Genomic DNA, 14,388 nt, shown 5'->3' with positions numbered 1-14,388 from the left:
GCTCCTTCGTCGCTACTCGATCAGCTGTCGTGCGCGGACAGGCGCGCAATCAGCTGCGTGCCGATGACATCGGGTGTCAGGCCGATCGCCTCGAGCACCTGCCCGCGAGAGGCGTGCTCGAGGTACTCCTTCGGTATGCCGAACGAGTGGACCCGGGCGGAGACGTCCGCCGCGCCGAGGGCGTGTGCCGTCGCGACACCGACACCGGACGTCACCAGGTTGTCCTCGATCACCACGACGTGCTGCACCGTGCGGGCGAGGCAAATGACATCCTCGGACACCGGCAGCACCCATCGGGGGTCGACCACTAGTGCCGAATGTCCTTGTGCCTCAAGCTTTTCCGCGACCTGCAACGCGGTCGGGCACATCGCGCCCACACCGACGATCAGCACCTGGGGATCGGTCGCGTCGTGCAACACGTCCAGTGCACCGTCGGTGCGCACCGCCGTCAGTGGTTCGGCGACGTCACCCTTCGGGAAACGGATCACCGTCGGCGCGTCGGCGACCTCGACGGCCTCGCGCAGCTGGGCCTTGACCTGCTCGCCGTCACGCGGCGCCGCGAGCCGCAGCCCCGGGACGATCGAGCAGATCGACATGTCCCACATGCCGTTGTGCGATGCCCCGTCGGAGCCGGTGATGCCGGCCCGGTCGAGCACGAAAGTGACTCCGGCGTGGTGCAATCCGGCGTCCATCAGCATCTGGTCGAACGCCCGGTTGAGGAAGGTCGCGTAGACCGCGACGACCGGATGCATACCGCCGTACGCCAGGCCCGAGGCCATGGTGACTGCGTGCTGTTCGGCGATGCCGACATCGATGACGCGCTGCGGATAGACCTCGGCGAACTTGTCGAGCCCGACCGGGATCATCATCGCCGCCGTGATCGCGACCAGGTCCGGTCGCTCGGCGCCCAGACGCACCATCTCGTCGCTGAACTCGTCGGTCCAGATGCGACCGGCCACCTCGAAGGGCAGCCCGGTCTCCGGGTTGATCTTGCCGATGCCGTGCATGTGATCGGCCTTGTCGTCCAGGGCCGGCTGGTAGCCGCGCCCCTTCTCGGTGATCACGTGGACGATGCACGGAGCACCGAAGGCCCGCGCGCGGCGCAACGCCTGCTCGATCGCGGCCTCGTCGTGCCCGTCGACCGGCCCGACATACTTGATGCCGAGGTCCTCGAACATGCCCTGCTGCGGGTAGACGATGTCCTTGATCCCGCGTTTGACGCCGTGCAGCGTCTCGTAGGCGAGGCCACCGACCTTCGGCACACCCTTGAGCGTCGTCTTGCCCCAGTCGAGCATCTGCTCGTACTTCCGCGTGGTCCGCAACGCCGCGAGGTGATCGGCGAGACCGCCGATAGTCGGCGCGTAGCTGCGCTCGTTGTCGTTGACGACGATGACGAGCGGCAGGTCACGCTCGACCGCGATGTTGTTGATGGCCTCCCACGACATACCGCCGGTGAGTGCCCCGTCCCCGATCACCGCGACGGTATGGCGGTGCGGCTCACCGCTGAGCACCCGCGCCTTGGCGATGCCTTCTGCCCAGGACAGGGAGGACGACGCGTGCGAGCTCTCGACGATGTCGTGCTCGGACTCCGCACGCGACGGGTACCCGGACAACCCGCCCTGCTTCTTCAGCTTCGAGAAGTCGTGCCGCCCGGTCAGCAGCTTGTGCACGTAGGACTGGTGCCCGGTGTCGAAAACAATGGAGTCCGAAGGCGACTCGAAGACGCGGTGGATGGCGATGGTGAGCTCCACGACACCCAGATTGGGTCCGAGGTGGCCTCCGGTGCGCGAGACCGAGTCGACCAGGAACTCGCGGATCTCCGCCGCGAGATCGTCCAGGCGTTCCGCGGGAAGCCGCCGCAGGTCCTCGGGTGAGGAGATCGTGTCGAGCAGTCCCACGTCGTTCGCGCCTTTCGTTCCTTCGGATTACGCGTCGATCGAGTCTACGCGTCGGTGCACTCGCACCCTGTCAGGACGCCTCACCCGGCCCGTCGGTTGCACCACGATGCCGCTGGTACCGTGGACGGATACATCCACCGACAGGGGAGCGCTTCGGCGCTGAGAGTGCGGCTCGCCCGCAGACCCTTGAACCTGCTCCGGTTAGCACCGGCGAAGGGAGTCATCAATGGCTACTGTCAGCGCGCCCGGCGAACGGTCCGCGATCACCGCACTGCTCGCCTATCGCACCATCGACCTGGTCACCGTCGCCACGCTCGGTGTCGCGTCCGGTGTCGTCTTCTGGGCGTGGTCGAAGGCATGGCTGGGAATCAGCACCCTCGGACTCTTCACGGCTCCACCGGTACTCGGGCTGCTCGCCGGGCCGTGGCTGCTCGGCGGCGTCCTCGGCGGCCTGGTCGTGCGCAAACCCGGTGCCGCTCTTGCCACCGAATTCATCGCCGCCGCCGTTGAGATGCTCGTGGGCAACCAGTGGGGCGCCAGCACCCTGATGTCCGGTCTGCTGCAGGGCCTCGGCGTCGAGGTCGTACTCGCGCTGGTCCTCTACAAGCGTTTCGGTGTCGTCATCGCGGCGCTCGGCGGAGCGATGGCCGGAGCGTTCGAGATCTTCTACGAGTGGCACAGCTACTACTCGGCGTGGACCTGGAACTACAAGCTGGCCTACCTCGGCTGCACCATGCTCTCCGGAGCGATCCTCGCCGGCGTCGTCGGCTGGATCCTGGTCCGTGCGCTGGCCGCCACCGGCGTGCTCGACGCGTTCGGCGCGGGACGTGAGCATCACGCCCGCAACGCGGTGTGAGCGGGGCACACGCCTCCTTCCGCGGCTTCGGCTGGCGTCCGTTGGGGCGTCGCGAAGAGGTCATCAGCGGTCTAGACCTCAGTTTCTCCCCCGGCCAGATCGTCCTGTTGGCCGGCGGCAGCGGCGCCGGCAAATCGACGCTGCTGCGGGCATTGGCGGGTCTACTGGGCGAGGCCGTCCCCGGCGACCAGTCCGGCACGGTCGAGGTCGACGCCCCCTCCGGGATGCTGTTGCAGAACCCGGCGGACTCGCTGGTGGCGGCGACCATCGGCCGTGAGGTCGCCTTCGGCCCGGAGAACCTCGCACTCCCCCGCGACGAGATCTGGCGCCGGGTCCATGACGGTCTCACCCGGGTGGGTCTGCCGTATGACGTGAACCGGCAGACCACGGCACTGTCCGGCGGCGAGCTGCAGCGTCTCGCGCTGGCCGGCGTGCTCGCCATCCGACCCGGGCTGTTGCTGTTGGACGAACCGACGTCGATGCTCGACGACGAGACCGCGGACCAGGTGCGGCGATGCGTCCTGGACGTGGCGCGCGCGACCGGTGCGACCACGGTCGTCGTCGAGCACCGGATCGGGCCGTGGCTCCCGCAGTGCGATCGGGTCATGGTGCTCGACCACGGACAGGTGGTCGCCGACACCACCCCGTCGCGCTTCGTCACCGACCACACGCAGCAGATGCTGGACGCGGGTGTGTGGATGCCGGGCGCACCGGACCCGACGCCGGTCGCGGTCGCTCCGGGTTGGGTGACTCCCGACCGCCCGGGGCCTGCCTTGCACACCGAGGCGTTGCACATCGACCTGACCGTCCGATCGCTGCAGGGCAGGGTGACCCACCGGGCGCTCGACGGCGTGACGACCGACCTGCAGGCCGCTCGACTGACTGCCCTGGTCGGCCCGTCGGGCGCGGGCAAGTCGACCCTGCTCGCGGCCTTCGCCGGCATGCTGCGGCCATCCGCCGGGACCATCACCGGAGCCGAACCGCCGTTCGTGCATCGCCGTTCCCGGCAGCTCGCCGCGGCCGCCGGTTTCGTCCCGCAGAATCCCGAGCACGGCTTCCTCCGAACGACCGTGCGCGACGAAATCGCTTGCACCGCAACCCGACTCGGTCGGTCGGTCGACGTCGACGGCCTGTTGGGGCTGATGCGCCTGGACCATCTGGCGGGTGCCAACCCGTTCCAGCTCTCCGGTGGGGAACAGCGACGGCTGGCTGTGCTGGCCGCGCTCGCGCACCGTCCGTCGGTGGTACTGCTGGATGAGCCGACCGTCGGGCAGGACCGACACACCTGGGCTGCCGTGACGGGATGGGCGCTCGCCGCGCGTCACGCCGGTGCGACCGTCGCCACCGCCACGCACGATCATGCGCTGGTGGAGCTGTCGGACACCGTCATACAGCTGAAGAACGGGCAGGCTGTCGGATGAAACACGTGATGACACAGGCAAATCCGCTCGCCCTGCTGGCGTTCGGATTCACCGCCGTGATCGGGTCCTTCCTCGTCGACCGGCCGACGACGGCACTCGTGATCGTCGCCGTGTATGCCGTGCTGGCGGTCCTCGTCGTCCCGGCCTGGCGTCCGCTGCGATGGCGTCTGGTTGCGGTCGGCTTCGCGGCGATCTCGCTCTGGTGGTCCTCGTGGCTGCTCGGTGGGCACGACCCGTCGCTCGCCACGACGGCCGCCGGCCGCATCCTGGTGCTCGCGCTGCCCGGTGCGATCGTCGCGGCATTCATCGACCCGATGCGATTCGGCGACGCGTTGGCCCAGAACCTCAGGCTGCCGGCACGATTCGTCGGTGCGTTCACCGCATCGCTGACCCGCTTCGACCGACTGGGCGACACGTTCGAACAACTCCAGCACACCCGTCGCATCCGCGGCTTCGGGCCGAGCCGCAGTCCGCTCGCACGGGTGGCCGCGACCGGCCCGCTCACCTTCGGCTTGCTGGTGTCGGCCATGCGCGGAGCCACTCAGCTCTCACTGGCGATGGACGCTCGTGGCTTCGCCACGGCGCACCGGCGCAGCTGGGCGCAGGAGTCACCCTGGCGGCGATGCGACACCGGCGTCGTCGCCGTGGCTGTGGTGGTGACGATCCTCCTGCCGGTCGCCCTCCGCCTCGCCTGAGACCGGCCACGAGTGACGGCTCTCTCGGCGAGTGACGGCGCCTTCGGACCGTCACTCGCCGAAGAAGCCGTCACTCGGGATGAGGGGTCACCAGTTGGCTTCGTGCGGGGCGCGCGGGAGCCGCAGCTTCGCAGGGTGGTTGATGTAAACCGTGCCGCCGCTGTGCGGGACCCAGACGTTCTCGAACTGCTCGCGCTTGTAGGTGACCCGCACCTCGTTGTTGTCCTTGATCAGGTGTGAGGCCGGGTCGTTCATCACCGGGTCGCCGTCGGCGGTGAAGCCGACCAGCACCATCAGGTGACCGTTGGTGGAGTAGCCCGCACCGTCCAGCTCAGAGCTCTTGAAGGAGACCGAGGTGATCACCGGCATGCCGGCGGCGATGAACGGCTCCGCCTCGGCCAGGCTGCGCAGCCGGGTCACGAAACCCTCCAGTCCGCGACTGCCCGTGTATGCCGTGTTGAACGGCCAGTTGCCGCAACCGTCGTAGACGTAGTCGAAGGTGTTGCGTGCCGCGAAGTCGACCTGCGGGTCCTCGTATGCCGGGTCCACCCAGGAGAGCTCGGCCGCGCTCGGGCCCTTCTTCCAGTACGCCAGCACCATCGAGGAAGACGTCGGTGAGCACCACGCCTCTCCCCCGTTGTCCCACTGCGGGTATTGGCCGGCGTGCTTCTCCTGCGAGAAGGTCGGCACGTCCAGGATGTGCTCGCGACCGAGGGTGAAGGTGCTGCCGGGGACGGTGGGATCGTCCGGCAGCGCGGACGCGACCGCACCGAGGAATCGCACGGTGGGTGTCAACCGCGTGCCGTTGGGACGCAGTAGTTGGATCCGCAGCTGGAAGTCGGTGAGCGTGTGGTCGTTCAGCATGTGGAAGGTGTCGGTCCACACCGTGGCGTAGTCGGTGTCCTGACCGTCCAGCGACTGCCGTTGTATGGCGCCACCCTGGTCGGGGTCGTTGCTGCACCAGCGGCCCAGCACGAACCAGTCGGTCAGCGTGCCGTCGTCGGCGTGCCCGCGCACATTGATCTCGACCCAGGTGCCGTTCGGGGTGTCGGCGTTCCACGAGCTGATCAGCTCGGTCAGGCCGAAGCCGTTGGCCCGCCAGGGCGAGGTCCAGGTGCTGACGTCATACAGCTTCGTGGGCGCGTTTTCGACTGTGGGATCAGCGAATTCGCGAGTCCCGGACGGCCGGGAGATCCGCAGCCCGTGCTCGTCCGCGTGCACTCCGGCACCGTGACCGTGCGCCCACGCCCGGGCGCCGGTGAACCGGTGGTAGCGGATGTGCCGATCCGATGTAGCGGCGGCCGCGGTGCGAGTCGCCGCGGACGCGACCGGCGCGCCGAACAGCAACGCACCTCCGGCCGCCATACTGCCGAGAACCACCTGCCGGCGTGTGGCAGAGGGCAGGTGCACTGTGGGGAGCAGCGCGGAACGATCGGACATGATCCAGACTCCTTGGGCCGTCGGGGGACGATCAGTCCAGTCTTGCGTAAAGGAAGCTCGCAGTTGTCGCTCGGGTGCAAATTCTTTCCGCACGAACCCGGCCACAGCCGACGACGACCCGGCCGAACGAAGCGCCGGGCCACCGGACAGCCGACGACGACCCAGCCGAACGACGAGCCGACGGCACGACCAGCACAACGGGATGCCCCCGCCGAACGTGTTCGGCGGGGGCATCCCGTTGTGCTGCGAGGAGTCGGAGCAGACGACTCAGCCCACGAGGGACCGCAGCACGTACTGCAGGATGCCGCCGTTGCGGTAGTAGTCGGCCTCACCGGGTGTGTCGATGCGGACGACCGCGTCGAACTCCACCTTTGTGCCGTCCTCCTTGGCCGCGGTGACGTGGACCGTCTTCGGAATGCCCTTGCCCTCGTTGAGCGCGGTGACACCCGTGATGTCGAACGTCTCGGTGCCGGACAGGCCGAGCGACTCGATGTTCTGGCCTTCGGGGTACTGCAGCGGCAGGACGCCCATGCCGATCAGGTTGGAGCGGTGGATCCGCTCGAACGACTCGGCGATGACGGCCCGGACGCCGAGCAGCATGGTGCCCTTGGCGGCCCAGTCACGCGAGCTGCCGGTGCCGTACTCCTTGCCGGCGAGCACGACCAGCGGGATGCCGGCCTTCTCGTAGTTCTGCGCGGCGTCGAAGATCGCAGCCTGCTCGCCGCCCGCGGTGAAGTCGCGGGTGAAGCCACCCTCGACGTCGTCCAGCAGCTGGTTGCGCAGCCGGATGTTGGCGAAGGTGCCGCGCACCATGACCTCGTGGTTGCCACGACGCGAGCCGTAGGAGTTGAAGTCCTTGCGCTCGATGCCGTGCTCGGACAGGTACTTGCCCGCCGGGCTGTCGCCCTTGATCGAACCTGCCGGGCTGATGTGGTCGGTCGTGACCGAGTCGCCCAGCTTGGCGAGCACCCGCGCGCCCGCGATGTCCTCGACCGGCGACGGGTCCTTCGCCATACCTTCGAAGTACGGGGGCTTGCGCACGTAGGTCGACTCGGCGTCCCACTCGAAGATGTCGCCCTCGGGCGTCGGCAGCGACTGCCAGCGCTCGTCACCGGCGAACACGTCGGCGTAGTCCTTGATGAACATGTCGCGGTCCATCGACGAGGCGATCGTCGACTCGACGTCGGCCGGGTTGGGCCAGATGTCCTTCAGGAAGACGTCGTTGCCCTGCTGGTCCTGACCGAGCGGGTCGGAGTCGAAGTCGAAGTTCATCGTGCCCGCGAGCGCGTAGGCGATGACCAGCGGCGGCGATGCCAGGTAGTTCATCTTCACGTCGGGGTTGATGCGGCCCTCGAAGTTGCGGTTGCCCGAGAGCACCGACACGACCGTGAGGTCGTTCTCCTGCACCGCCGCCGAGATCTCGTCGGCCAACGGACCCGAGTTGCCGATGCAGGTGGTGCAGCCGTAGCCGACCAGGTAGAAGCCGAGCTTCTCCAGGTAGGGCCACATGCCGGCCTTGTCGTAGTAGCCGGTGACGACCTGCGAACCCGGTGCCATGGAGGTCTTGACCCACGGCGGCACCGTGAGGCCCTTCTCGACGGCGTTCTTGGCGAGCAGCGCGGCGGCCATCATCACCGACGGGTTGGAGGTGTTGGTGCAGCTGGTGATCGAGGCGATCACGACCGCGCCGTCCTTCAGGCCGTATGCCGCGCCTTCGGCGGGCTTGACCTCGGCTTCGCGCAGGCTGCCCTCGACGCCGTAGTTCTTGACGTCCAGGTCGAACTGCTGCTTGGCGTCGGACACGACGATGCGGTCCTGCGGGCGCTTCGGACCGGCGATCGACGGCACGACCGTGGACAGGTCGAGCTCGAGGCGCTCGGAGAAGCGCGGCTCGACGCTCGGGTCGTGCCAGAGACCCTGCTCCTTGGCGTAGGCCTCGACGAGCGCCACCTGGTCGTCCGGGCGGCCGGTGAGACGCAGGTAGTCCAGGGTGACGTCGTCGACCGGGAAGATCGCGCAGGTGGAGCCGAACTCGGGGCTCATGTTGCCGATCGTGGCGCGGTTGGCGAGCGGCACGGAGGCCACACCCTCGCCGTAGAACTCGACGAACTTGCCGACCACACCGTGCTCGCGGAGCATCTGGGTGATCGTCAGCACGACGTCGGTTGCCGTTGCGCCCGAAGGGATCTCGCCGGTCAACTTGAAGCCGACCACGCGCGGGATGAGCATCGAAACCGGCTGTCCGAGCATCGCGGCCTCGGCCTCGATGCCACCGACGCCCCAGCCGAGCACACCCAGGCCGTTGACCATGGTGGTGTGGCTGTCGGTGCCGACACAGCTGTCCGGGTAGGCCTGCACGGCGCCCTCGGCGTTCTCCCGCGTCATGACGCCACGGGCCAGGTGCTCGATGTTGACCTGGTGGACGATGCCGGTGCCCGGGGGAACGACCTTGAAGTCGTCGAACGCGGTCTGGCCCCAGCGCAGGAACTGGTAGCGCTCGCGGTTGCGGCCGTACTCGATCTCGACGTTCTTCTCGAAGGCGTCCGGACGACCGGCGACGTCGATGATGACGGAGTGGTCGATGACCATCTCGGCCGGAGCCAGCGGGTTGATCTTCTTGGCGTCACCGCCGAGGGCGCTGACGGCCTCGCGCATGGTGGCCAGGTCGACCACACACGGCACACCGGTGAAGTCCTGCATGATCACGCGCGCCGGCGTGAACTGGATCTCGGTGCTGGGGTTCGCGTTCTCATCCCACTGACCGACGCCGTTGATGTGATCCTGGGTGATGTTGGCGCCGTCCTCGGTGCGCAGCAGGCACTCGAGCAGGACCTTCAGGCTGAACGGCAGGTTCGTGCTGCCCTCGACCTTGTCCAAGCGGTAGATCTCATAGGACTTCTCGCCCACTGCGAGCGTGTCCTTGGCTCCGAAACTATTGGTGCTCATGCGCTGCCGACTCCTTCGTCTCTGGCACTAGCGGACGGCTTTATCTTGACGTCAAGATAAGTTAATCACAGCGGCCGGTGCGGATTCAGCGAAGGTCTGCCTAACTCCCGGAGGCCGTTGACCACGACCTCGATCCTGCCACCGATCGCACCTTCGAGGGCGGCCGCCGGACAGATCAGCGGCCTACCTCCACCGCGGAAGTGGTGGCAGGCCCACTGCGCTCGCCGGCCGTCGTTCCTAGCGTCGAGAGCATGAACAAGCGCACCTCACCACCACGCCCGGACACGACGCCGCTGCGTGGCCGCCCGGCCCGACTCCGCCGGTGTCTTCGGTACGGCACCGCCATACTGCTGATCGCCGGGAGCGCTGCCGCTCTCGGGAGCAGTGGACCCAGCCGTGCAGCACCGGCCGCACGGCAGCAGACCGAGACCGCCGCGACGCCGAGCACCGCACGGGGCACACCGCTCTGGGTCGAGCCGTTGCGGACACTCAGCGAGAGCGGCACCCGGAAGTACCTGAAGCACGCGGAGTTCAGTGCCGCGGGCGTCCGTCACGGAGTGCGGCTCCTGCGGGTGGTCTACCGCACGGTCGATCCGCACGGCCGGCCGACGACCGCGAGCGGACTGCTGGCGCTACCGGTCGGGCCGACCGGCACGCTGACAACCGTCTCGTTCGCGCACGGCACCACCAGCTACCGCGGCGATGCCCCGTCGTCCCTCCCCGAGGACGGATTCACCTCGGCGCCGGCGGTCGCCTACGCGTCCGCCGGGTACGCCGCGGTGGCGCCCGACTACCTCGGTCTCGGCGTGGGGCCGGGCCCACAACCCTGGTTCGACGCACCGTCGGAGAGCGCCGCGTCCCTCGACCTGTTGCGAGCCGCTCGCGCTTACACGGCCGGCCTGGCGACCCGGACCGGCTCCGACGTGCTGGCGACCGGTTTCTCACAGGGCGCGTCGGCCGCGCTGGCCCTGGCACGCAGCCTCCAGGACGGTGCCGACCCGAGCTTCCGAGTACGCGCGGTGGCACCGGTCAGCGGCGCCTATGCATTCCGCTCGACCGAACTCCCCGCCCTGCTCAACGGGTCGATCCCGCCCCAGGTCGCGGTGCCCTACGTCAGTTACCTGCTGACGTCATACGACCGGGTGTACGGCGTCTACCGCTCCCCCGCCGAACTCTTCCGGCAGCCGTACGCCGATCGCGTCGAGACGCTCTTCAACAGTGAGGTTCCGGGCCAGGACATGATGAGGGCGCTCCCGAGCAGTCTGCAGAAACTGTTGACTGCCAAGGGTTTCCAGCAGCTGCAACACCCGACGGGAGGACTGGCCCGGGGACTGCGAACTGCGGACGCGGTGTGTGCCGCGCGACTCTCGACGTCCGTGCGTCTCGACTACGCGAAGAACGACGAGCAGGCGGTCAACGCGAACACCGCGGCCTGTATGACGTCGCTACGGCAGCACGGGACCGCCGTGCGCACCGACGAGCTGGGCACGCCGGACTATGCCGGTTCGCGGCATCTCGGCTCGGCGGTCGCCGGGGTGACCGACACGTTGCACTGGTTCCATCAGGTGGCGCCGCCTCGGGACTGACGTGCCGCGCGTAAGGCAGCACGCAGCACCGCCGCCAGTTCCTCGCGCAGGTCCTCGGAAACCACGATCCGACTGATACCGAGGTCGGCCCGCCACGAAGCGAGCATCGCTGCGACGTCATCCGCGCGCTCGGGCAGCAGCGCGAACGCGCCGCTCGCGCGCAGGTCTGCAGCGGACTGGCCATTGCCGTGGAAGCCCACGAGAAGGTCGCCGACACCGATCGGGTTGACGACGAAGGTGATCCGTCGATCGTGTTGCTGTGCAAGGCGATTCGCGGACTGCACCATGCCGGCCACGTCCTCCGTCGTGGCCGTCGGACGGAGCGCAAGCGCCACTTCATCGGCCGTTTCGGCGGCAACGGCCAAGGCTCTGGGCCCGCCCGCGGCCACCGTAATCGGGACCTGGCCCGGCAGGTCTGCGGCCCGGACCTGCCGGGCCGCTGTCGTCACCCAGTCACGGGACGCGCGGCCATCCATCGCCGGACGTCCGGCGCGCTGCGCGAACTCATGGATCATCGGCAGGCCGGTGCCGAGTCCGAGTCCGAAGCGGCCACCGCTCAGGGTCGCAAGCGATCGGGTCTGGTCAGCGACCTCGGTGGGTTCGCGCAACGGCGCCGCGAGGACGTGCGTTCCGACGTGCAAGGACGTGGTCACCGACGCGGCGATGGCCATCAGCTGGAACGGGTCGGCCGACCACGGGTTGTCCGGGCAGACCACCCCGTGGAAGCCGTCCGCCTCGAGCTCGCGCGGCAGGGTGCGCCACGCCTGCGGGTCGGGTTGCGGGTTGGCGATGACGTCGATGTTCGGAAGTTGTGTCGTCATACAGCCAGCTTCTGCCGGTATGACGCAGGGCGCATCCGCTCAGTGTTGAGATCGCCACTGCGGATCACGCCCGGTGCGGGCGATCGTCCGCGCCAGTCTGTCCGCATCGGCGGGCGGCTCGGTGGGCGGCCCGAAGGGTGCACCGCCGAAGAGCTCGAAGAACGAGTCGACCCGGTCCAGCTGGTCGTCCGTCGCGGATGCCTGCTGGCCGGTGGCCCGGGCGAGGTCCCACCCGTGGACCGTCAACTCCTCCATCGCCACCAGCGCGTTGTCGGCGGCGTCCATCTCGACGCCACCGGCGGACGTCTTTCCCTGCCAAGCGGATTCGTCCTGCCACGCCGACGCCAACTGCCCGAGCGCAGTCGGGATCGCGGTGCGCCAGTCGTCGACCAGTGACTGCGGAGGGTCCGCAGCCGCCTTCGCGGCGTTCGTCGTGAACACGCTGGTGAACTGGTGCACGTGTGCGAGCAGGTCCGCCACCGTCCAGTCGCTGCAGGGTGTCCGCAGGGCGAGGTGCTCGTCCTGGACTCCCGACACCAGCCGGCTCATGGTGGTCGTTCCCGGTTCCAGATCGAACATCAGGGTCACCTCGCGGGTCGCAGGAATCTCTCGCAGATCAATCTAGCCAGCGACCGCGCCCGCGTCGTCGTTGAGCGCCGAAGGAGCTTGGAAACTCTGAAAATACAGCTTGCGGCGGAGTCGGAAACCGAGGCGTTCGTACAACGCGATGGCCAACGCGTTGCCGGCACCCGTGTGCAGCATCGGGAGTTCGCCACGCTGCTCGATCCCGTGGGCGACCGCTCGGATCAGCCGGGTCGCCAGGCCCAGGCCGCGAAACCGCTCGTCCGTGCACACCGCACTGATCTCGGTCCAGCCCGGCGGACGCAGGCGCTCGCCGGCCATCGCGGCGAGTGCGCCGTCGATGCGGATGCCGAGATAGCTGCCGAGCTCGATCGTGCGCGGCAGGAAGGGCCCGGGTTCGGTGCGTGCGACCAGGTCGAGCATCTCGGGAACGTCGTCCGGTCCGAGCGGCACCGCCTCCGGCTCCGGTGCCGTCCGCAGGGTCTCGGCGACCAGTTGCACACCGGGCACCTGAGCGATCGGTGTCCACCCGGCCGGCGCGTCGAGCAGGTCAGCAGCGAAAAGTCCACTACCCCCGGCACCGAGCAGCACCGCCAGGTCGGACCAGTCCTTCGAAGTCGGTGACGTCGGCAGACCGACGAACGGGGACACCTCACGATCGAGCACGACGGCTGCGCCACGACGAAGGAAACTCTCGGCCAACGGTCCCCCGGCCGAGGACCAGACCGGGTTGTCCAGCGCGCTCGCCGAGTCCATCGGACCGACCGACCCACCGGCGTTCTCACAGATCGTCATACCGACATCATCGTCGGGCCTCCGATGTCAGTCCGCTGCGGGTTCCAGGATCGCCACGCACTCGATGTGATGGGTCATCGGGAAGGCGTCGAACGCCCGCACCGACACGACGCGGTAGCCGGCGTCCGCGGCATACGACAGGTCACGCGCCAGCGCGGCCGGGTCACAGGCGATGTATGCCGCCCGACGCGGCCTGCGCGCCAGGACGTCGCCGATCACGGCACGGCCGGCGCCGGACCGCGGCGGGTCCAGCACGACCAGATCGACGGATTCGAGCGTCTCGTCCATCGCCGCCTGCCAGCCGTCCCGGCCGATGTCGGCACGCTGCAGAGAGGCATGCCCCACACCGGTGAGGTTCGGTCCGGCATCGCGCACTGCCCGTGAGTCGCCCTCGAGACCCAGGACGCGACCCGTGGGCCCGACCGCGTCCGCGAGGAACGCGGTGAACACACCGACGCCGGCATACAGGTCCAGCGCGCGCTCCCCCGGCCGCGGCTGCAAGCCTTCCAGGGCCGCTGTGACGAAGGTTGCCGCCGCGCCCGGGTGCACCTGCCAGAAGCCGCGGGAAGACACCCGGAAGCCTCGTGCCGCAACGCCGTTCGGGGCGACCTGCTCGACCACGTTCGGGACGCCGGAGTCGCGCACCGGCAGATCGACGGCCACGACCTCACGGTCGGACGCGACGGCGACGTCGACTCCCGTGACATGCGGTTCGACGGGTTCCTCGAGCAGCCCGGTGGCCGCGATCTCGGGCACCGCGATCAGGCAGTCGTCGACCGCCACGACGTCGTGGGAGCGGTGCTTGCGCAGTCCGAGCCGGCGATCCGGCGACACGGAGAACTCCACGCGGGTCCGCCAGCGCAGGCCCTCCTGGTCGCCCGGGACCGGCTCGACCACGCCGTCCCAGTCGATCCCGGCGAGCCGGCGCAACTGCTCACGCACGACGCGGGTCTTCAGCTCCCGGCCGAACGCCGCGGACGTGTGCTGCCAGTCGCAGCCGCCGCAACCACCCGGTCCGGCGAAACGGCACGGCGCCTCACGACGCTCCGGTGAGGCGTCCAGCACGCGCACGGCGTCCGCGCGCAGGAAGCGCGACGCCGTGCCCCCGTCGGTGATGCGGGCCACGACGCGCTCACCGGGCAACGCGTGCCGGAGGAAGACGACCCGGCCATCGTGCCGCGCGACGCAGTGTCCGCCGTGAGCCACGTCGCCGACCTCCACCTCGACCTCGGTGCCGACGAGCGAGTCGCCCTGAGCGGCCGTGCGTCGTCGCTGGTCGCCTCGCCGCTGGTCACCGCGTCGCTGATTGCCGCGCCGCGTGGCCGCCGGCCGCTTGCCCTTGCTCATC

11 protein-coding genes and 1 riboswitch are annotated in these 14,388 nt (G+C 68.9%); of the genes, 4 read left to right on the top strand and 7 right to left on the bottom strand.

The features are described from left to right. Window positions 1-20: 20 nt before the first annotated feature. On the bottom strand, window positions 21-1,898 hold the full coding sequence (gene dxs, locus ACZ50J_RS09150; RefSeq protein WP_464300963.1) for a 1-deoxy-D-xylulose-5-phosphate synthase: 1,878 nt from the start codon (window positions 1,896-1,898) through the stop codon (window positions 21-23). 132 nt (window positions 1,899-2,030) lie between these two features. Continuing rightward, a riboswitch (TPP riboswitch) is annotated at window positions 2,031-2,134 on the top strand. Between dxs and ACZ50J_RS09145 the strand changes: the two genes are divergently transcribed. The 3 genes from ACZ50J_RS09145 (at window position 2,125) to ACZ50J_RS09135 (ending at window position 4,870) form a co-directional block, all read left to right on the top strand. Beyond that, complete coding sequence (locus ACZ50J_RS09145; protein ID WP_464300962.1) at window positions 2,125-2,754, top strand: ECF transporter S component; 630 nt, start codon at window positions 2,125-2,127, stop codon at window positions 2,752-2,754. It overlaps the preceding riboswitch by 10 nt. After that, entirely contained in the window at window positions 2,751-4,175 is a 1,425-nt protein-coding gene (locus ACZ50J_RS09140; RefSeq protein WP_464300961.1) for an ABC transporter ATP-binding protein, read from the top strand. The genes ACZ50J_RS09145 and ACZ50J_RS09140 overlap by 4 nt, the downstream gene beginning before the upstream one ends. A gap of 8 nt (window positions 4,176-4,183) precedes the next feature. Continuing rightward, a complete protein-coding gene (locus ACZ50J_RS09135; protein ID WP_464300960.1) occupies window positions 4,184-4,870 on the top strand; it encodes an energy-coupling factor transporter transmembrane component T family protein in 687 nt (228 codons plus the stop codon). A gap of 87 nt (window positions 4,871-4,957) precedes the next feature. On the opposite strand, the gene ACZ50J_RS09130 is transcribed toward ACZ50J_RS09135, so the two are convergent. Together ACZ50J_RS09130 and acnA are read right to left on the bottom strand one after the other, a co-directional pair. After that, on the bottom strand, window positions 4,958-6,310 hold the full coding sequence (locus tag ACZ50J_RS09130) for a peptidase C39 family protein (RefSeq protein WP_464300959.1): 1,353 nt from the start codon (window positions 6,308-6,310) through the stop codon (window positions 4,958-4,960). 267 nt (window positions 6,311-6,577) lie between these two features. Continuing rightward, window positions 6,578-9,256 carry an aconitate hydratase AcnA gene (gene acnA / locus ACZ50J_RS09125; protein WP_464300958.1) on the bottom strand — a complete coding sequence of 893 codons (2,679 nt, stop codon included), beginning with the start codon at window positions 9,254-9,256 and terminating at the stop codon, window positions 6,578-6,580. A 251-nt stretch (window positions 9,257-9,507) separates the two neighbouring features. Here acnA and ACZ50J_RS09120 point away from each other — a divergent pair, with 251 nt between their 5' ends. Next, on the top strand, window positions 9,508-10,842 hold the full coding sequence (locus ACZ50J_RS09120; protein WP_464300957.1) for a hypothetical protein: 1,335 nt from the start codon (window positions 9,508-9,510) through the stop codon (window positions 10,840-10,842). Here the strand turns inward: ACZ50J_RS09120 and ACZ50J_RS09115 are convergent. Genes ACZ50J_RS09115 through ACZ50J_RS09100 form a run of 4 tightly spaced genes read right to left on the bottom strand, consistent with a single transcriptional unit; the run spans window position 10,818 to window position 14,387 of the window. Continuing rightward, a complete protein-coding gene (locus tag ACZ50J_RS09115) occupies window positions 10,818-11,663 on the bottom strand; it encodes an LLM class flavin-dependent oxidoreductase (RefSeq protein ID WP_464300956.1) in 846 nt (281 codons plus the stop codon). The genes ACZ50J_RS09120 and ACZ50J_RS09115 overlap by 25 nt on opposite strands. Window positions 11,664-11,702: 39 nt before the next feature. Beyond that, window positions 11,703-12,242, bottom strand: a complete 540-nt coding sequence (locus ACZ50J_RS09110; RefSeq protein ID WP_464300955.1) for a TIGR03086 family metal-binding protein — start codon at window positions 12,240-12,242, stop codon at window positions 11,703-11,705. Window positions 12,243-12,284: 42 nt separating this feature from the next. Beyond that, window positions 12,285-13,040 carry a GNAT family N-acetyltransferase gene (locus ACZ50J_RS09105; protein ID WP_464300954.1) on the bottom strand — a complete coding sequence of 252 codons (756 nt, stop codon included), beginning with the start codon at window positions 13,038-13,040 and terminating at the stop codon, window positions 12,285-12,287. Window positions 13,041-13,067: 27 nt separating this feature from the next. Then, a complete protein-coding gene (locus tag ACZ50J_RS09100) occupies window positions 13,068-14,387 on the bottom strand; it encodes a class I SAM-dependent RNA methyltransferase (protein WP_464300953.1) in 1,320 nt (439 codons plus the stop codon). Window position 14,388: the final 1 nt, after the last annotated feature.

Source organism: Flexivirga sp. G2 (assembly GCF_055397625.1).
Note: the sequence above shows the minus strand (reverse complement) of the source record. Positions and strands in the feature narration are given on the sequence as shown.